This window comes from Kineococcus auxinigenes, assembly GCF_050871525.1.
GTDB lineage: Bacteria > Actinomycetota > Actinomycetes > Actinomycetales > Kineococcaceae > Kineococcus.
In genome coordinates this window covers 11195-30058 of sequence record NZ_JBKBCT010000034.1, presented here as the reverse complement: position 1 = coordinate 30058, position 18864 = coordinate 11195, and the positions used below count along the sequence as shown (strand labels likewise).

Genomic DNA, 18864 nt, shown 5'->3' with positions numbered 1-18864 from the left:
GGGTTCTCAGCGCCGCAGCGCGGGCCGCTTGGGGTCGAACGTCCAGCCGGGCACGATCGTTCTCATCGCGGCGGCGTCGTCGCGGGCCCCCAGGCCGTGCTCGACGTGCAGCTCGTGGGCGGCGTCCAGCGCGTCGCGGTCCAGCTCGACGCCCAGGCCGGGTCGTTGCGGCACCCGGATCGCCCCGTCCTCGATGCGCAGCGGTCCGGTGGTCAGGCCCTGGCCGTCCTGCCAGATCCAGTGCGTGTCCAGGGCGGTGATCGACCCGGGTGCGGCGGCGCCGACGTGGGTGAACATCGCCAGGGAGACGTCGAAGTGGTTGTTGGAGTGCGAACCCCACGTCAGGCCGAAGTCGTCGCACAGCTGCGCCACCCGCACCGAGCCGCGCATCGTCCAGAAGTGCGGGTCGGCGAGCGGGATGTCCACGGCGTTGGACCGGACGGCGTGGGCCATCTGCCGCCAGTCGGTGGCGATCATGTTGGTGGCGGTCGTCAAGCCGGTGCGGCGGCGGAACTCCGCCATCGTCTCGCGGCCGGAGAACCCGCCCTCGGCGCCGCAGGGGTCCTCGGCGTAGGCGAGGACGTCGTGCAGCTCGCGGCCCAGGGCGACGGCCTCCTCCAGCAGCCAGGCGCCGTTGGGGTCCAGGGTGATCCGTGCCTGCGGGAATCGGGCGGCCAGGGCGCGCACGGCCTCGGCCTCCTGCTCGCCGGGGAACACCCCGCCCTTGAGCTTGAAGTCGGCGAACCCGTAGCGCTGCTGCGCCGCCTCGGCCAGGGCGACGACGGCCTCGGGGGTCAGGGCCGGGCGGCGGCGCAGCCGTTCCCAGTCGTCGGCGGGGTCGGGTTCGGTGACGTACGGCAGGCCGGTGGCCTCGGCGTCGGCGACGTAGAACAGGTAGCCGAGCATCGGCACGGTCTCGCGCTGCTGCCCCTCGCCGAGCAGTTCGGCCACGGGCACCCCGAGGTGCTGCCCGAGCAGGTCCAGCAGCGCGGACTCCAGCGCGGTGACCGCGTGCACGGTGGTGCGCAGGTCGAACGTCTGCAGCCCGCGACCGGCCGCGTCGCGGTCGGCGAACTCGCGCTGCACGCGCGCCAGCAACCGGGCGTACTGCGCGATCGGCTGCCCGACGAGCAGTTCACCGGCGTCGGCGATGGTGCGGCGGATCGCCTCCCCGCCGGGCACCTCGCCCAGGCCGGTGTTCCCGGAGCTGTCGGTGAGGATCGCGATGTTGCGGGTGAAGTACGGGGCGTGGGCGCCGGAGAGGTTCAGCAGCGCGCTGTCGTGCCCGGCCACCGGGACCACCTCGACCGCGGTGACGGTGGGGGTGCGCACCGGCAGCACCGTCCCGGGCGTCACCTCTGCTGCACCTTCTCCACCAGGGCGGTCAGCTCGGCCAGCTCGGAGGGACGCAGGTCGGTCAGCGGCGGGCGCACCCGGCCGCCGTCGCGGCCGACGGCGGTCAGGCCGGCCTTGACGATGGAGACGGCGTAGCCCTTCTGCCGGTCCCGGATGTCCAGGTAGGGGATCACGAAGTCGTTGAGCATCGCGTAGACCTTCGTGCGGTCCTGAGCGCGCACGGCGGCGAAGAACTCCAGCGCGAACTCGGGCACGAAGTTGTACATCGCTGAGGAGTACGTGGTCACGCCCAGCTGCAGCAGCGGCAGCGCGAACGTCTCGGCGGTGGGCAGGCCCCCGACGTAGAGCAGGCGGTCACCCAGGCGGGCGTAGGTGCGCGTCATCCGCTCGATGTTGCCGACGCCGTCCTTCAGGCCGATCAGGTTCGGGTTGCGGTCGGCGGCCTGCTGGACGGTGACGTCCTCCAGCACGGCGTTCGCGCGGCTGTAGACGATGACGCCGAGGTTCGTGGCCGCGCACACGGCGGTGACGTGCTCGACGAGACCGGCCTGGCTGGCCTCGGTCAGGTACGGCGGCAGCAGCAGGATGCCGTCGGCTCCGGCGGCCTCGGCGGCCCTGGCCTGCTCGACCGCCTGAGCGGTGCCGCCGGTGGCGGAGGCCACCACGGGGACCTTCCCGCCGATCTCCTCGACCGCGACCCGCACGACCCGCTCCAGCTCCGCGGAGGTCAGCGAGAACCCCTCGCCGGTGCCGCCGCCGGCGAACAGGCCCGCGACGCCGAACGACGCCTGCCAGGCCAGGTGCTCGCGGTAGCGGGCCTCGTCGAAGCGCAGCTCGTCGTCGAAGTGCGTGACGGGGAAGGACAGCAGCCCCGAACCCAGGCGGGCGGCGAGGTCTGCGGGGGCGAGCTGCGACATGGGGACACGTCCTCGGGTCGGTCGGTCGGTGCGCGGGGGCCGGCGCGGGGGCCGCCGCCGACGGGCACGACCACCGTACGAAGGCCCTCGATGCCCGTCCAGGACCCTCTTCGCATCGCGGGATGCCCGCACGGCATCACCGGGGGGCGACGCCCTGCTCCAGGACCTCCAGCACCCGCCGCAGCGCGGGGTTGCGCGAGCCCCGCCGCCACAGCAGGTGCAGCTCCACCGGCTCCGGTTCCGCCGTCGCCAGCGGGACGTGCTCCACCCCGGGGACGCCCAGCCGCGCGGCCGACGCCGGCACGAACGCCAGCCCGCGCCCGGCGGCCACGAGCCACAGCATCGTCAGCACCTGGCCCACGGTGTGCACGACGTTGCCGTGCACCACCGGGACCGAGGAGACGACCAGGTCGTAGAAGTAGCGCGCCTCGGCGGGGGAGTACATGACCACCGGCTCGTCCGCCAGGTCCCGCGCCCCCACCGGCCGGCCCAGCGCCGTCAGCCGGTGCCCGGTGGGCACCGCCACGAGCATCTGCTCGCGGTGCAGGCAGCGGGCGTCGAACTCCTCGGCGTCGAAGGGCGGCCGGGCCAGGCCCAGGTCCAGCTCGCCGTGGCGCAGGGCGTCCAGCTGTGCGCTGGTCACCGTCTCGTGCAGGTCCAGGTGCACCTCGGGCAGCTCCCGGCCGACGGTGTTCAGCAGCGCACCCAGCGGTCCGTAGGCGGCGGCGGCGGTGAAGCCGAGGTGCACGACGCCGCGCGCGCCGGAGGACACCCGCCGCGCCGTCACCGGGGCCGACTCGGCCAGCGCCAGCAGGCGGCGGGCCTCGGGCAGGAACGCCGCCCCGGCCGCGGTGAGCTCCACGCGGCGGTTGTCGCGGGCCAGCAGCTGCGCGCCCACGGCGCGCTCCAGCTTCTGCACCTGGCGGCTCAACGGGGGCTGGGTCATCCGCAGCCGCTCGGCGGCGCGGCCGAAGTGCAGCTCCTCGGCGACCGCGACGAACCCGCGCAGCTGCTCCAGCGTCATCGCCATGCCGGGACGGTATCGCCAGCGCCGCTCCCGGCGGGCCGGTGCTCCTTGACCAGCGGCCGGAGGGGACCTAGCGTCATCGGCGAGCCCGTCGAAGCGCTTCGACGGGGTGGTGACGGTGCCCCGGTGGCCCCGCCGCCGGACCACCGCGCCCCAGGAGGACCCCGTGACCGCCCCCGAACTCCCGACGTTCCCGCCCGGCTTCGTGCTGGGCGCGGCGACGGCCAGCTACCAGATCGAGGGGGCGGCCGCCGAGGACGGGCGCACCGCCTCCATCTGGGACACGTTCAGCCGCACCCCCGGCAAGACCCTGGGCGGCGCGACCGGCGACGTGGCGTGCGACCACTACCACCGCTACCGCGAGGACGTCGCCCTGCTGGCCGACCTCGGCGTGGACTCCTACCGGTTCTCCATCGCGTGGCCGCGCGTGCAGCCCGGCGGGCGCGGACCCGTCAACGCGGCCGGTCTCGCCTTCTACGACCGCCTCGTCGACGAGCTGCTCTCCCGCGGGATCGACCCCGCCGTGACCCTGTACCACTGGGACCTGCCGCAGGAGCTGGAGGACGCCGGCGGCTGGCGCGAGCGCGACACCGCCCACCGCTTCGCCGAGTTCTCCCGCCTCGTCGCCGACGCGCTCGCCGACCGCGTGACCCGCTGGATCACCCTCAACGAGCCGTGGTGCTCGGCGTTCCTCGGGTACGCCAACGGCCACCACGCCCCCGGCGCGCAGGAGGGCACGCCCGCGCTGGCCGCCGCCCACCACCTGCTGCTCGCCCACGGCCTGGCCGTGCCGCAGTTGCGCGAGGCCGGTGCCCGCGAGGTCGGCATCACCCTGAACCTGGACCAGGTCACCCCCGCCAGCGACTCCGAGGCCGACCGCGCCGCGGCGCTGCGCGCGCTGACCCACCACAACCTCGTGTGGACCGAACCCCTGCTCGCCGGGCGCTACCCCGACTCCGAGCGCCAGACCTGGGGCGAGCTCGCCGACGGCTCCTACCGCCGCGACGGGGACCTGGACGTCATCGGCGCCCCGATCGACTTCCTCGGCATCAACTACTACACGCCCGCCGTGATCGCCGACGCCCCGCACGCCGAAGCGGACCCGGCGAAGCGCACCGCGATGGACGTCGGCACGCGCCAGGTGGAACTGCCGCACCTGCGGCGCACCACCATGGGCTGGCCCGTGGACCCGCCCTCGCTGGGGCGCCTGATCGCCGACGTGACCGAGCGCTACCCGGACTGCCCGCCGATCTGGATCACCGAGAACGGCTCGGCGGAGGCCGACGCCGTCGGCGAGGACGGCGTCGTGCACGACACCGACCGGGTGGAGTACCTCGCCGGCCACCTCGCCGCCGTCGCCGAGCAGGTCGCGAAGGGTGCCGACGTGCGCGGGTACTACGTGTGGTCCCTCATGGACAACTTCGAGTGGGCGTTCGGCTACGACCAGCGCTTCGGGATCGTGCACGTCGACTACGACACGCAGGTGCGCACCCCCAAGGACAGCTACCGCTGGTTCCAGCGGCTCACCGCGGCGCAGCGCGCCGCCCGCCCCGGCTCGACGGAGGTGTCGGCGTGAAGTTCTCCGACGGTTACTGGCTCTCCCGGCCCGGCGTCCACCCGCAGTGGGCCGCGCACGCCCGGCGCGTGGAGACCGGGGAGTCCACCGTGCGGGTCGTCGCGCCCGTGCAGCGCATCCGGCACCGCGGCGACACCCTCAAGGGGCCGGTGCTCACGCTCGACTGGTCCGCACCCGCCGAGGACGTCATCGCCGTGCGCACCACCCACTTCGCCGGCGGGGTGCGCCGCGGCCCCGACTTCGAGCTGAACACCGCAGACGTCAGCCCCGGTCGCGCCGAGCGCGACGGGTCCCTCGTGCGGTTCACCTCCGGGCGCCTGGCGCTGGAGCTGGACACCGACCCGGAGGCGCCCTTCGCGCTGCGGTTCAGCGGGGACGGGCGCCCGCTGACCACCGCGGGCGCCAAGGGCACCGGCATCGTCACCACCGACGACGGGGAGCACCACACCGTCGTGCAGCTCGACCTCGGCGTGGGCGAGCACGTGTACGGCACGGGGGAGCGGTTCACGCCGTTCGTCAAGAACGGCCAGGTCGTCGACGTGTGGCAGGCCGACGGCGGCACCGCCACCGAGCAGGCGTACAAGAACGTGCCGTTCTACCTGTCCGACGCCGGGTACGGGGTGTTCGTCAACCACACCGGGAAGGTGTCCTTCGAGATCGGCTCGGAGAGCGTCGGCACCGTGCAGGCCAGCGTGCGCGGCCAGGAGCTGGAGTACCTGGTGATCTACGGGCCCACGCCCAAGGAGGTGCTGGCCAAGTACACCGCCCTCACCGGCCGGCCCGCGCTGCCGCCGGCGTGGTCGTTCGGCCTGTGGCTGTCCACCTCGTTCACCACCGACTACGACGAGGCGACCATCACCTCGTTCATCGACGGGATGGCCGAGCGGGACATCCCGCTGAGCGTGTTCCACTTCGACTGCTTCTGGATGCGCGAGTACCAGTGGTGCGACTTCCAGTGGGACCCCGAGGTGTTCGGCGACCCCGAGGCGATGCTCAAGCGGCTGCACGAGCGCGGCCTGCACGTCAGCGCCTGGATCAACCCGTACATCGGGCAGGCCTCCCCGCTGTTCCGTCCCGCCGCCGAGGCCGGGTACCTGCTGCGCCGCGCCGACGGCTCGGTGTGGCAGTGGGACCTGTGGCAGCCCGGCATGGGCGTGGTGGACTTCACCAACCCCGACGCCCGCGCCTGGTTCGCCGACTGCCTGCGCCCCCTGCTGGCCTCCGGCGTGGACTGCCTGAAGACCGACTTCGGCGAGCGCATCCCGCTCGACGTGGTGCCCTTCGACGGCTCGGACCCCGAGAAGCTGCACAACTCCTACGCGCAGCTGTACAACCGCACCGTCTTCGAACTCCTCGAGGAGGTCCGCGGTCGCGGTGAGGCCGTGCTGTTCGCCCGGTCCGCCACCGCCGGCGGGCAGCAGTTCCCGGTGCACTGGGGCGGTGACTGCGACTCCACGTACTCCTCGATGGCGGAGAGCCTGCGCGGTGGGCTGTCGCTGGGGCTGTCGGGGTTCGGGTTCTGGAGCCACGACATCGGTGGTTTCGAGGGCAAGCCCGACGACGACCTGTTCACCCGGTGGCTGACGTTCGGACTGCTGTCCTCGCACAGCCGCCTGCACGGCAGTTCCTCCTACCGGGTGCCGTGGGTGTTCGGCGAGACGGCGGTGCGCGCGGCGCGCGACTGGACGAAGCTGAAGATGCGGCTGATGCCGTACCTGTACACCGCCGCCGTCGAGGCGCACACCACGGGCGCGCCCGTCATGCGCCCGGCGCTGCTGGAACTGCCGCACGACCCGACCGCGGCGTTCCTGGACCGCCAGTACTTCCTGGGCCCGGACCTGCTCGTGGCCCCCGTCATGTCCGCGAGCGGGGAGGTGACGTACTACGTGCCGGAGGGGTCCTGGACGCACCTGCTCACCGGTGAGGTCGTGCAGGGCCCGGCCTGGCGCACCGAGACGCACGCGCCCGACAGCCTGCCGCTGCTGGTGCGGCCCGGGGCGGTGCTGCCGCTCGGCGCGGTGGACGAGCGGCCGGACTACGACTACGCCGACGGGGTGGAACTGCTGCTGTTCCCGCCGGCGGGGAGTTCGACGGTGACCACGACGGTCCCCGACACCACGGGCGCGGTCGCGGCGACGTTCACCACCACCTGGCGCGACGGGGTGCCGACCGTCCGGGCGGACACGGCCGCGCCGTGGCGGGCGGTCGTGGTGCGCGGCACCGGGCGCACCGAGGTCGCCCGCGGCTGACACCCCCCACCCCCGCGGTGATCCCGCACGGTTGAGGATTCACCCGTGCAAGATCACCGCGGGAGGGGTCAGGCGGGGCCGCGCCGGGTCAGGTCGTGGCTGGTCAGATCCCGGGTGGTGGCCTCCCGGGTGGTGGCCTCGTGGGTGGTGGCCTCGTGGGTGGTGGCCTCGTGGGTGGTGGCCTCGTGGGTGGTGAGGTCGTGGGGGGTCAGGACCACGGTGCGGTCGGGGGGCGGGGCGTCCTCGCCGGCGGGCCCGTCCTGCGGCAGGGCCGCCGGGCGCGCGTACAGGTACCCCTGCACCAGTTCCACGCCGAGGCGCTGCAGGGACTGCGCCTCCGCCGCGGTCTCCACGCCCTCGGCCACCAGGGACGCGCCGACGTCGGTGGCGAACTCGACCAGGGAGCGGACCAGGGCCTGGCGCACCGGGTCGGTGTCGACCTCCCGCACGAGGCTGACGTCGATCTTGATGGTGTCCGGGCGCAGCTGCAGGACGTGCCGGAAGCTCGCGTAGCCGGCACCGGCGTCGTCCACGGCGATGCCCACCCCGCCGGCGCGCACGCGCCGCACCGCCTCGCGCAGGGCCGGGTAGTCGGTGACCTGGGTGTGCTCGGTGACCTCCGCGACGACGCGCCGGCCGGTGCGCGCGGCGCGCTCGGCGTGGTGCAGCAGCACCCCCTGCACCTCCGGGTCGCCCAGCGCCTCCGCCGAGACGTTCACGTTCAGGGCGGTGCCCGCCGGCACGCGGTGCAGCTGCTCCAGGGCGGTGCGCGCGGCCAGCAGCTCCAGCGGCACGCCCAGCCCCACGCGGGTCGCGGCGGCGAAGGCGAGGTCCGGGCGCGGGAAGCACGGCGCGTCGAAGCGCGCCAGCGCCTCGTGGGCCACGACGGCGCGGTCGGCCAGGCGCAGCACCGGCTGGAAGAGCACCCGCACGTCGCCGGTGTCGAGGACCTGACGCACCTGCCGGCGGGCCTCCGCCTCCGCGCGCCGCTGCAGCGCGGTGGGGCTGGTGAGGTGGTCGCTGACGAGGTCGGCGACCAGCCCCAGGTAGCGGGCGGCGTCCAGGCCCAGGTGCGGGCCCGCACCGCGGCTGAGGCAGCACAGCATCCCCACCACCGCACCGGCCGCGTCGTGCAGCGGGGCGCCCACGTAGGAGCCGATGCCCAGGCGCGCGGTGACCGCCAGGTCGCGGGTGCGGGGGTCCCGTCGCGCGTCGGGGACCACGGGTGGCAGGTTGCCGGCGAGCACCCGCACGCAGAACGACTCCTGCAGGGGCGGGGCGTCGCCCACCGCGACGTGCATGCTCGCGCCGTCCCCGCTGAGCGCGCTGATCCGCTGACGGTCCTCGGTGAAGTGCGAGACCCACCCGATGTCCATGCCCAGGTGGACGCGCGCCAGGTCCAGCAGGCGCTGGACCTCCGGGCTCTCGCCGTGGGCGTCCGTGGTGCGCTGCGGCGGGCTGCCCACGCGGCCTCCTGGGGGACCTGCGCGCGTCGGTGCCCGGGCCTTCCGGCGACGGCGCAGCCACCAGTGTCGCCTCTGCGTGACTGATCCGTCACGAGAAGTCGTGTTCCAGGGTGAGGAGGACGTCAGCGCACCGTGAAGTCCGTCTCCGCCTCCACGGGAGCCGACGTCGCGCCGAACGCACGCACCGACACCCGGTACGCGTAGCGACCCGGGGTCGCCGGGCTCGCCGCGCTGAACCGGGCGGCGTCCTCGGCGCCGCGCACCGGTGCGGGGCTCACCGCCCGCCACGCCCCCCCACCGCGCCGCACCTCGAAGACCGGCGCCTCCCCCTCGTCCGGAGCGGGGTGCAGCAGGAACTCCACCGTGCCGGTGCGGGGGTTGCGCACCTTCAGCCACCCGGGCGAGCGCGGGGCCACCACGACCCTGTCGCCGGTGGCGGTGGGCTTGTCCGAGCAGGCGCCCGCGACGCGCACGCTCACGCGGTAGGTGTACGACCCCGCGGCGACCGGTCGCGGCACCACCACGGCCGCGACCTCCCCCGCCCCTGCCGTCGGTACCGGCACCCACGCCGCCCTGCCGCGGCGCACCTCGACGACCAGCTCCTCGCGGCCCAGGTCGACGGCACGGCCCGGCACCAGCCGCACCAGCCCCTGCTCGGGCAGGTCCTCGACGTGCAGCCCGCCGAGGAGGGCGGGAGCCACCAGCACGCGGGTGCGGTCGGTGCGCACCGGCGACGCCGCACCCCCCGCGACCACGGCGGCCCGGTAGGCGTGAGCACCCGGCTCGACCGGGCGGGCGACCTCGACCAGCGACGTGCCGGCCGCACCGGCGACCGCGGCGGACGGCACGGGCAGCCACGCACCGCCGTCCCGGCGCACCTCCACCACCGGCGACTCGGTCGCCGCGTCCAGCTCGCGCCCCAGGTCCAGCACCACCACGCCGGCACCGGCGTCGTCGCTCACGGCCAGGGCGGCGGGCGGCGCGGGCGGGACGACCACGGCGTTCACCGCGTCCGCGCAGCTCTCGGAGACCACGCCGTGCCGTGCGCAGGCCACCCGGTACGCGTACCGGCCCGGCGCCGTGGGGCGGGGCACGCCGAAGCGGTCGTCCGCGCCGGCCACGGGCTGCGGAGCACCCGCCGTGCGCCAGGGCCCGTCGCCGCGGCGCACCTCGACGACCAGCGACTCCGCCGCCGCGTCCAGCTCACGGCCCAGCACCAGCTGCACGGTGCCCCGGCGCGGCCGGTCGGCCACCGTCAGCGACACCGGGGAAGCCGGGGCGGCCACCCGCCGCGGGCGGTCCACGACCGTGCCCGACAGCACCGGGGACGTCGCCGCCCGGGGCGCCAGGGCCCGCGGTGCCGGGGGCCGCGGTCGTCCGGCGCGGCGCAGCAGCCGCAGCGCGCCCCCGGACCCCGCGGCGCGGCGCCCGGCGGCTCGGCCCGAGCGCACCAGGACGCGGGCCACCGAAGCCGCCGTCCCCGCCGAGGTCAGCGTGGAGCCGCTGACCTGCCCGAACGCCACCAGGCGCAGCAGCCCGACGGCGCCGCGGCTCAGGCCGCGCTCCAGCAAGGATCCGTGCGCGAGCGTCAAGGTCGTTCCCTCCGCAGGTGTCGGGTGGCGGCCCGCCGGTTCCCCGGCCGAGGCCGTCGACCCATCGACGCGCGGGCGGGGCACCTGAGCCGATCGGGTGACCCGGCCGGGGTTCCCGCCGGGCCGCAGCGGGTACTGCCCGCGGGGCGGGGCGCTCACGACCGCCCGCCGGGCGGACGAGGAGGACACGGGTGGCGGGCAGCACGGGCAGCACGCGCACGCGGACGGGCGCGACCGGGCACGAGCGGCGCGAGCACCGCAGCGGCGGCCCCTGGGCGTGGCTGGTGCCCGTCGCCGTCGCCGCGGCGGCCACCGCCTGGCGCTACGACGCCAAACCGCTGTGGCGCGACGAGATCTACACCCTCGCCACCGCCGAGCGCGGCTGGGCGGTGATGCTGCGCGGGCTGCGGGTCACCGACGCCGGGCTGGGCCCCTGGTACGCGCTGGTGCACCCGTGGGTGCAGGTGTCCCGCGAGGAGGCGTGGCTGCGGCTGCCCGGTGCGGCGGCGACCGTGCTCACCGCCGCCCTCGCCGGCCTGATCGCCGCCCGGCTGCTGCGCCCCGGCCCGCGCTCCGGCGTGCCCGCCGGGGCCCGCACCGTCGCCGGGGTCGTCGCCGGCAGCGCGTTCGCCCTGATGCCCGTGGTCGTCGACCACAGCCAGGAGGCGCGCCCCTACCCCGTCGTGCTGGCCGCCGCGACCGCCACCGCGTACGGCGTGCTGCGCGACCGGGAGGACCCGCGGCGGCGGTGGCTCGCCCTGTGGGCCACCGGCGCCGCCCTGGCCGCCGCGCTGCACGTCATCACCGGCGCACCCGCCGTCGCCGCGCTGCTCGCCGTGGCGCTCGCGGCTCCCGGCCGCGCCGGCCGGCGCCGGGTGCTGCTGGGGGCGCTGCCCGCCGCGGCGGCCGCGCTGGCCATGGTCGCCGTCGGGTTCACCCAGGCCCCCGGCCGCATCGCCGACGACTTCCCCCTCCTGCAGCGCACCCTCGGGCTGTGGGCGGCGTACGCCGGTGGCGCCCTGGCGGTGCTCGCCCTGGCCGTGCTGTGCGCGGCGGGCACCGCGCACCTGCGGCGCGACCCGCCCGTGCTGCTGCTCGTGCTCGCCTGGGCGGTGGCACCCGTCGCCGCGCTGGCCGCCTCCGCCGCCGGCGGTCAGCTGTTCGCCACCCGCTACGCCGGCGCCACCGCACCGGCCCTCGCCGTCCTCGCCGGTGCCGGGGCCGGTGCCCTGGCGCGGCGGGCGGGCACCGGTTCCGCCCGGGCCGGCGTCGCCGTGCTCGCCGCGGGCGCGATCGCCCTCGGGCAGGCCGCGCACCTCGTGCAGACCCGCCAGCGGCCCTACGTCACCGACGACGTGCCCTCCGCCGTCGCGGTCCTGACCGAGCGGGCCCGCCCCGGCGACGCCGTGGTGTTCCTGGGCAACACCACACGTCCCCACGTGCGGTACTACCTGCCCGCCGGAACCCCCCTCGAGGACGCGCTCCTGCTGCACGACACCGACGTCAGCGTCTCCATCGGCGGCGACGACCTGCCCGACGACCAGCGGGCCGCGGCGCTCGCGCCCCACGAGCGGGTGTGGCTGGTCGGGCTCGTCCTGAACGACCCGTGGGAGGAGGTGTTCGCCTCCTGGGTGGAACCCGCCCGCGCCGGGCGGTCACGGACCTACGACGGCGACTTCGGGGCGGTGCGCGTGGAGCTCTGGGAACGCTGAGGCGCGCCCGCCGGGCGGGAGCGCATCCGGGCCAGGTCGGCGTTCACCAGCCCCAGCAGCACCAGGTCCACCACCAGGCCCGCCACCGCGGCGAACTGCGAGGCGGCGAACAGGAAGACCTGCGTCACCAGCAGGGAGGTCAGCGCCGAGCGCTGGAACGACTCCACCGCCGCGTGCCGCCCCCGCCGGCGCGCCTGCACCAGCCCGGCCAGGGCGAGCACCAGCGCCGCCCCCGCCCCGACGACCACCCCGAGCCCGGCGGCCCCGAAGCCGCGGCCGGCCACCCACGCGCCCGCCGCCACCAGCGCCGCGCCCGCCGACTGCAGCAGCAGGCACGCGCCCATCAGCGGCAGCGCCCACCACGAGGTGGCGAGGCGGTCGAACAGCTCCTGCACCCGCGCCCACGCGTGCTCCAGGTGCTGCGGCACCGGCACCGGGCTGGGTTCCACCCTCTCCAGCAGCGCCCGCAGCTCGCGCGCGCCGAACTCGTCGCCGACCTCGTCCAGCCCGCGCAGCGCCTCCTCGCGGTGGCCGGCCGGCAGGTGCCCGGCCAGGCCGTCGACCAGGGCGTGCGCGGCGTTGGCGACCTTCTCGTCGTCGTCCAGCGGCCGGTGCCGCCGCCAGCGGCGCGCGCCGACGACGAGGGCGGCGAACACCACGTACATGATCGCCACGGCCGGCTCGTAGAAGTAGTCGTTGTCCGTGGTGACGAACTTGCCGACCTCGTCGATGAACAGGCCGAAACCGGCCCCGCCCACCAGCGCCGCCACCGGCCGCGGGCCGCGGCCCACGTAGGCGAACTGCAGCACCAGCGCCGCCAGCATCAGCAGCCCGCCGGGCAGCACGTGCGCCACGTGCAGGCCGCTGCCGCCACCGCCGATCTGCGGGTAGCCGGTCAGCGCCAGCAGCAGCCGCGTCAGCAGGATCGTCGAGACCGCCGCCACGACGAACGTGGTCAGGTTCTGCGCACCCCGGTCGCTGCGCACCAGGTCCATGCGCAGCGCGCGGCTCAGGCGGGGCACGGCGGTCGGGGTGTCGCGGGACGGTCCAGCACGTCCCCGACCGTAGTTCGGGCCGGCGCGGGGCGCTCGCCGCCCGGCACCCCGCTCAAGGGGCCGAGGGGCTCAGGCCGCCGGGGCCGCTGGAGAGCACCGCAGCGGCCAGCGCCCGCGACGCCGGGCGCTCGGCCGTGCGCGGGTTCGTCAGCAGCACCAGGTCGATCTGGCCCAGCTCCGGCAGCCGGTGCTGCGGGCCCAGCCGGGTCAGCTGCGCCGGCACCAGCGAGCTCGCCAGGCACGACACGCCGATGCCCGCGACCACGGCCGCGATGAGGCCGTTGACCCCGCGGCACACGCACGCGCTGCGGTAGCCGAGCCCCGCCCCCTCCAGCGCCTCCTGCATCGCGCTGCCGCTGAGCGTGGGCGCCGGGTAGACCACCAGCGGCACCGGCAGCGACAGGTCCACCCGGGTGGACGGGTTGCCCACCCACACCAGCCGCTCGCGCTTGACGAGCTGGCCCTCGCCGGAGCCGCGGGGCCGCTTGCCGATGAAGACGTCCAGCCGGTCGTTGCCCAGGCGGCGGTGCAGCGTCCCGGACTGGTCGACGGTCAGCTCCAGGTCCACGCGCGGGTTCTCGGTGCGGAAGTCGCGCAGGATCTGCGGCAGCCGCGTCAGCGCCAGGTCGTCGGACATGCCGATGCGCAACCGCCCGCGCGGGCGCTCGGCGGTGAAGTACGACGCCGCGCTCTCGTGCGCGGCGAGGATGGACCGGGCGAAACCGATCATCGCCTCCCCGTCGGGGGTGATCGCCACCGAGTGCGTGTCGCGGTGCACCAGCGTGCGCCCGGCGGCGAGCTCCAGCTTGCGCACGTGCTGGCTGACCGTGGACTGGCGCAAGCCCAGCCGCGCCGCGGCCTGCGTGAAGGAGTGGGTCTGCGCCACCGCGAGGAACGAGCGCAGCTGCACCGGGTCGAACCCCGGCACCGGCCCCTGGACGACGCTCACCACCGCCTCCTCGCGCTCATCACGACACGTGATGACTGATAGTCATCCTATCGCCGTGCGATCTCGAGGGCCCAACCGTGATGATGGTCACCGACCGTCGAACCCCGAAGGGTTGATCGTGACACCGCCGGCTCCCGCCGAAGCACACCCCGACGCCGCACCCCCCACCCGCGCCGCAGCGACGTTCGCCGCGCTGCGCGTGCCCAACTTCCGCGTGTACGTCAGCGGTCAGGCGCTGGCCAGCACCGGCGTCTGGATGCAGAACATCGCCCTGGACTGGCTCGTGCTGGAACTGACCGGTTCCCCGGCCGCCGTCGGCATCGCCATGGCCCTGCAGTTCCTGCCGATCCTGCTGTTCGGCATGCACGGCGGCATGATCGCCGACCGCTACCCCAAGCGGAACATCCTGCTCGTCACGCAGGGCTGCAGCGCCGCCGTCGCCACCACCCTGGCCGTGCTCACCCTCACCGGGAACGTCACCGTCGGCACCGTCTACCTGCTCGCCCTCGCCGGCGGGTTCGTCGTCGCCCTCGACAACCCCACGCGCCAGGCGTTCGTCGGCGAGGTCGTGCCCGCGCAGCACCTGCGCAACGCCGTGGCCCTGAACGCCGCGACGTTCCAGACCAGCCGGCTCGTGGGGCCGGCGATCGCCAGCCTGCTCATCGGCACCGTCGGCACCGGGTGGGCGTTCGCCGCGAACGCGCTGTGCTACCTCGGGCCCACCGTCGCCCTCGGGTTCTTCCTGAAGACCTCGGAACTCGTGCGCACCCCGCCGCTGCCGCGGCAGAAGGGGCAACTGCGCTCGGCCCTGCGCTACGTCGCCGAACGGCCGCACGTGGCGTGGACGATCCTGCTCGTCGGCGTGTTCGGCACCTTCGGGCTGAACTTCCCCGTCGTGCTCACCGCCATGGCCGATGAGACCTTCGACGGCGACGCCGGCCTGTACGGGCTGTTCAACATCGTCCTGGCCGTCGGTTCCATCGCCGGGGCGCTCGTCGCCGGCGGCCGCTCGAACGCGCGGCTGCGCACCATCCTCGCCCTGGCCGCCGCGTTCGGCATCTCCCAGACCGCCGCCGCGTTCGCGCCGAACCTCGGCGTGTTCGTGGCGGTCCTCGTCGTCATGGGCGTCACCAACCTGGCGTTCCAGGCGATCGCGAACTCCTCCGTGCAGCTGTGGGTGGACCGCGAGTACCGCGGGCGCGTCATGGGCCTGTACGTGCTGGTGTTCATGGGCGGCACGCCCCTGGGCGGCCCGCTGATCGGCTGGGTCACCGAGCACGTCGGCGTGCGCGCCGGCATGGCCGCGTGCGGGCTGGTTCCGCTGAGCGTGGCCGCGGCGATGGCGCTCGTCCTCGCCGTGCAGCCGCTGCGGGCCCGCCGCCGCCAGGCGGTCCTGGCCGCCTGAGCACGCGGCGCCCGGGGAGCCACAGGCCCGCTCCCCGCCGCGACGCCCCGCCCCCTGTGGACGGACCCCGCTGACCGCACCACCCGCTCCCTACGGTCCCGGCGACCGGGGAGGTGCGGGTGGACCAGGTGGCGACGCTGTCACCGCCGGCGGCGGACGCCGCGGCGCGGGCGGCACGGGCGGTGGCCGGCGCCCTGGAGGGCGTGCAGGCCGAGGTGGACGCGGCCCGCCGCGACACCGGCGGCTGGTGGGGCCCGGCGCACGACGGCTTCACCGGCCGCGTCGAACCCCTCCTGCAGGGGCTGTCCCTGCTGACCCGCACGGCCGCCGCCGGGGCCGCCGTCATCGAGGAGCACGCCGCCGAGCTCGGCATGCTCAACGGCCGCCTGCGCACCGTCGAGGCCGCCCTGCAGGACGCCGAGCGCCGCACCCGCGACACCTCCCTGGACCTGGCGGGGTTCCACGGCGCCTGGTCGGAGCTGCAGAACTGGCAGGAGAGCCGCGCCCGGCTCGTCGCCGACCACGACGAGTCCTCCGCCCGCCTGGCGCAGCGCCTGCTCGCCCTGATCGCCGACGTGGAGGACCGGCCGCGGACCCTCGCCGAGCACGTCGGCGACGCCGCCCGAGCCGTCGTCGCCGAGGGCGCCGCCGGCGCGTACGCCGTCACCGGCTGGGCGTGGGACCCCGACGGGTGGCTCGGTGCGGTGCGCGCCGCACCCGGCGCGGCGCTGGACGCCCTGCTCGACCCCGCCGGCACCGCGGCGGACGCCCTGCACCTGGACGACGCCCGCGACGGGCGCTGGGGAGCGGTGGCCGGCGGCGCGGCCGCCGGCCTGGCCGGCCGCGGTGCCGGGCGGGCCGCCGACGAGCTGGTGCCCGGCGCGCACGGCCCCGACGGCCGGCCGCGCGACGCCGACGGCAGGCTGCTGCCGCAGACGCTGGACGAGATGCTCGCCGGGGTGGACCTCGAGCGCAGCGAGGGGCACGGGCGCGGGCACACCCTGGAGAGGCACGTGGACGTGGACGACGAGTACCTGCGGCAGCGGCTGACGCTGGGGACGCTGACGAACCCGGAGACGGGTCAGCGCGGGAGGGTGCCGGACGCCGTCTCCCGGTGGGCCGACCTCGACGCGGCTGAGCGGGCCGTCACGCAGGCCGTGCGTGACAACGAGGCTCTGGTGCGTCAGAGGCTCGTCGGCAGGAGCGTCGTCACGCTGAGGGTCCCGGTGGACGCCTCGGCGGGCACGGTGCTCGTCCGGGACGGCACCGGCTTCCGCGAGTCGGCCCCCGAACACGCCGTCGTGCTGCTGCAGCGCGATCGCGACGGGAACCCCCACGTGCTGACGGCCTACCTCGACAGGAGGAAACGCTCGTGACCGAGGACCTCTGGGACGAGATGCTCACCACGGCGCTCGGCCACGACACGGACCTGATCGCCACCACCTCACCGCGGGAGGCGGTCGAGCGGGAGCTCACCGCCGGCGGCGCGACACGCGCCGCGGACTCGCTGGAGATCTGGCGGCGCGCCACCGCCGGCGTGGACACCGAGGAGGGGATGCGCACCACCGCCCACGACCTGGGCGCCGGCACGTGGGACCCGCCGGACGGGAACTCCTGGCTGACCTGGATGGCCTGGTACGGCGAGCGGCTGCGCGAGGCCGTCGAGGACCCCGCGACGATCCTGTCGCCCGGCGCGGTGCCGCAGTGGCCGTACCCGTGGAAGGTGCGCGACTCGGCCGCCGTGAGCGCGGGCTCGCTGCGGCACGCGGTGCGGGTGCTCACCGGCCGGCACCGCGAGGAGGTGGACGCGTGGCTGGCCGACCCGGACGCCGGCGGCCGCCTGCACCTGGTGGGCGACGTCGGTGCCGTCGTCGGGCAGGCCGTGCGGCGGGCCCCGCTGCTCGGCCGCGACGTCGTCGCCTCCGGGGTGGAGACCACGCGCGCCGCGGTGGTGCTGCACCGCCTGGACGCCGGTGGCACCGGGCCGGCGTGGGAGGTGGGCGCCGTGCACGCCGCCGAGCCGTGGGAGCACCCGATGGCGCTGACCTGGCGGCGGGAGCTGCCGGCGCTGACGTCGTTCCTCGGCGGCTGGTTCAACGCGTGCGACCTGGCCGACGAACCCGGCTGGGACGAGTGGTGGGCGCTGGGTGCCGAACCGGTGGCCTTCCTGGACCGGGTGGCCGCGGAGGTGCCGCGGCTGCTGGCCCGCAGCGACCTCGACCTGCCCGCCGCGGTCGAGGCGCTCGGCTGCTACGCCGAGCCGCCCCACCTGCGCCGGTGGCTGGGGTGGCTGGCCTGGCGGATCCAGCGCTTCGACTGGAGCTGACGCGCCCGGCGCACCCCGGCGAGCGCGGCCGCCACCTCCCGCGGCACCAGCACCGCCACCCCCGCGCGGTGCAGCAGGTCCAGCCCCCGCTCCACCAGCTCGGCGGCCACGGGGGCCGGCAGGTGCAGGCGCCCGGCGTCGTCGGCGTCGCGGTGCGCCGCGCGCAGCGCCGGGCACACCCGCACCGCGCGCGCCAGGCCCGCCCGCAGGGCCTCCAGCGCCAGCGGGTCGCCGGTCACCTCGCCGATGCGCAGCGGCGCGGCGCCGCCCACCGACAGCGTCACGTCCACCCACCAGCCGTCGGCGGGGCCGCCGCCCACCAGCAGCACCACGCGGGCCGTCGCCGCGGCGGGCGCGGGCAGCAGCGCGTCGCGGCGCAGGTGGGGCAGCACCGCCAGCACCACCTCGTCCACGACCTGCTCGGCGCTGGGGGCGCGCCCCTCGCCGGGCACCGCCGCGCGCAGCACCGCCGGCAGCGTCGCCGCGCGCCGGCGCCGCCACCGCAGCCCCGGGCCGCCGTGCGCGGCGGGCTCCGCCGCGGTGAACGCCGCCAGGTCGCGCACCAGCGCCGCCAGGTGCAGCACCTCCCGGCCCGGCACCAGCAGCCCGCCGCCGGGCCAGCCGCGCGAGCCGGCCGCGCGCACCGCCTCCACGCTGCCCGCCAGCGGGGGAGCGGTGCACGGCAGGCGCACCACCGACAGCTCCACCGGGGCGGGCGTCCGGCGCGGTGCGGGCACCCGCGCGAACGCGTCGGGGCTGGGCACGGGCACGCCGTCGCGCACGGGCAGCAGGGCCGGCACCCACCGCGTCGGCCCGGCCAGCACGCCGTGCAGCGCCTCCCCGGCCAGGCCCGAGCGCAGCAGCAGCGCGCGCTGCCCGGCGCGCAGGGCCGCCGGGTGGGCGCCGCCGCACGCGCCGGCCGGGCGCGGCCCGGGCGGCCCGCCGCGCTCCACCCACCACAGCAGCCGGGCCGGGCGCACCCACAGGACGTGGACCACGGCCACCGGCCCCGCGCCGGGCCGGCTGCCGGCGGAGGTGCGCGGGAGCATGGCGGCATCGTGGCGCGCGCCCCCGACACGAGGCCCGGCGCGGTGGGGAGCGCCGAGGACGGGGGTGTTGACGAGAGTTGGTGAGGTGAGGCTAACCTGCCCTCCGTGAGCGACGACGTCCCGCCGACCGTGCCCCCGGCCTCCCGCACCGCCGCCCGGGCGATGACCCGCGACACGGCGGGGGA

14 protein-coding genes are annotated in these 18864 nt (G+C 76.2%); 6 read left to right on the top strand and 8 right to left on the bottom strand.

The window, feature by feature from the left end; translation table 11 throughout:
* Window positions 1–6 precede the first annotated feature (6 nt).
* From ACRYR9_RS11105 to ACRYR9_RS11095, 3 genes are all read right to left on the bottom strand, one after another.
* Window positions 7–1332 carry an enolase C-terminal domain-like protein gene (locus tag ACRYR9_RS11105; RefSeq protein WP_432492490.1) on the bottom strand — a complete coding sequence of 442 codons (1326 nt, stop codon included), beginning with the start codon at window positions 1330–1332 and terminating at the stop codon, window positions 7–9.
* 20 nt (window positions 1333–1352) lie between these two features.
* Window positions 1353–2273 carry a 5-dehydro-4-deoxyglucarate dehydratase gene (gene kdgD / locus ACRYR9_RS11100; RefSeq protein WP_432492372.1) on the bottom strand — a complete coding sequence of 307 codons (921 nt, stop codon included), beginning with the start codon at window positions 2271–2273 and terminating at the stop codon, window positions 1353–1355.
* 136 nt (window positions 2274–2409) lie between these two features.
* On the bottom strand, window positions 2410–3303 hold the full coding sequence (locus tag ACRYR9_RS11095) for a LysR family transcriptional regulator (protein WP_432492374.1): 894 nt from the start codon (window positions 3301–3303) through the stop codon (window positions 2410–2412).
* 163 nt (window positions 3304–3466) lie between these two features.
* Between ACRYR9_RS11095 and ACRYR9_RS11090 the strand changes: the two genes are divergently transcribed.
* Both ACRYR9_RS11090 and yicI read left to right on the top strand, forming a co-directional pair.
* On the top strand, window positions 3467–4876 hold the full coding sequence (locus tag ACRYR9_RS11090) for a GH1 family beta-glucosidase (protein WP_432492376.1): 1410 nt from the start codon (window positions 3467–3469) through the stop codon (window positions 4874–4876).
* Entirely contained in the window at window positions 4873–7125 is a 2253-nt protein-coding gene (gene yicI / locus ACRYR9_RS11085) for an alpha-xylosidase (protein ID WP_432492378.1), read from the top strand. The genes ACRYR9_RS11090 and yicI overlap by 4 nt, the downstream gene beginning before the upstream one ends.
* A gap of 68 nt (window positions 7126–7193) precedes the next feature.
* Here the strand turns inward: yicI and ACRYR9_RS11080 are convergent, their stop codons facing one another.
* Together ACRYR9_RS11080 and ACRYR9_RS11075 are read right to left on the bottom strand one after the other, a co-directional pair.
* Window positions 7194–8591 carry a sensor domain-containing phosphodiesterase gene (locus tag ACRYR9_RS11080; RefSeq protein WP_432492380.1) on the bottom strand — a complete coding sequence of 466 codons (1398 nt, stop codon included), beginning with the start codon at window positions 8589–8591 and terminating at the stop codon, window positions 7194–7196.
* A gap of 122 nt (window positions 8592–8713) precedes the next feature.
* On the bottom strand, window positions 8714–10183 hold the full coding sequence (locus ACRYR9_RS11075) for a hypothetical protein (RefSeq protein ID WP_432492382.1): 1470 nt from the start codon (window positions 10181–10183) through the stop codon (window positions 8714–8716).
* A gap of 191 nt (window positions 10184–10374) precedes the next feature.
* On the opposite strand from ACRYR9_RS11075, the gene ACRYR9_RS11070 reads away from it, so the two are divergent.
* Window positions 10375–11895, top strand: coding sequence for a hypothetical protein (locus tag ACRYR9_RS11070; protein WP_432492384.1), 1521 nt, complete (start codon window positions 10375–10377; stop codon window positions 11893–11895).
* On the opposite strand, the gene ACRYR9_RS11065 is transcribed toward ACRYR9_RS11070, so the two are convergent.
* Window positions 11847–12917: a hypothetical protein gene (locus ACRYR9_RS11065; RefSeq protein WP_432492386.1), complete on the bottom strand. Its 1071-nt coding sequence runs from the start codon at window positions 12915–12917 to the stop codon at window positions 11847–11849. The two genes, ACRYR9_RS11070 and ACRYR9_RS11065, sit on opposite strands and share 49 nt — an antisense overlap.
* Window positions 12918–13002: 85 nt before the next feature.
* Window positions 13003–13899 carry a LysR family transcriptional regulator gene (locus tag ACRYR9_RS11060; RefSeq protein WP_432492388.1) on the bottom strand — a complete coding sequence of 299 codons (897 nt, stop codon included), beginning with the start codon at window positions 13897–13899 and terminating at the stop codon, window positions 13003–13005.
* 118 nt (window positions 13900–14017) lie between these two features.
* Between ACRYR9_RS11060 and ACRYR9_RS11055 the strand changes: the two genes are divergently transcribed.
* From ACRYR9_RS11055 to ACRYR9_RS11045, 3 genes are all read left to right on the top strand, one after another.
* The gene (locus ACRYR9_RS11055) at window positions 14018–15304 is read left to right on the top strand and encodes an MFS transporter (protein ID WP_432492390.1); all 1287 of its coding nucleotides are present in this window, start codon (window positions 14018–14020) and stop codon (window positions 15302–15304) included.
* A gap of 119 nt (window positions 15305–15423) precedes the next feature.
* Window positions 15424–16680, top strand: a complete 1257-nt coding sequence (locus ACRYR9_RS11050) for an RNase A-like domain-containing protein (protein WP_432492392.1) — start codon at window positions 15424–15426, stop codon at window positions 16678–16680.
* A complete protein-coding gene (locus ACRYR9_RS11045; protein WP_432492394.1) occupies window positions 16677–17630 on the top strand; it encodes a hypothetical protein in 954 nt (317 codons plus the stop codon). The genes ACRYR9_RS11050 and ACRYR9_RS11045 overlap by 4 nt, the downstream gene beginning before the upstream one ends.
* Here the strand turns inward: ACRYR9_RS11045 and ACRYR9_RS11040 are convergent.
* Window positions 17555–18679 (bottom strand): hypothetical protein, encoded by a 1125-nt coding sequence (locus ACRYR9_RS11040; protein ID WP_432492396.1) that lies wholly within the window; start codon window positions 18677–18679, stop codon window positions 17555–17557. The genes ACRYR9_RS11045 and ACRYR9_RS11040 overlap by 76 nt on opposite strands.
* Between the last annotated feature and the right edge of the window lie 185 nt (window positions 18680–18864).

What these genes read in the sequence shown, in the direction of transcription:
- kdgD (WP_432492372.1), bottom strand. Translation starts at nt 2,273, where the DNA reads ATGTCGCAGCTCGCCCCCGCAGACCTCGCCGCCCGCCTGGGTTCGGGG.
- ACRYR9_RS11095 (WP_432492374.1), bottom strand. Translation starts at nt 3,303, where the DNA reads ATGGCGATGACGCTGGAGCAGCTGCGCGGGTTCGTCGCGGTCGCCGAG.
- ACRYR9_RS11040 (WP_432492396.1), bottom strand. Translation starts at nt 18,679, where the DNA reads ATGCTCCCGCGCACCTCCGCCGGCAGCCGGCCCGGCGCGGGGCCGGTG.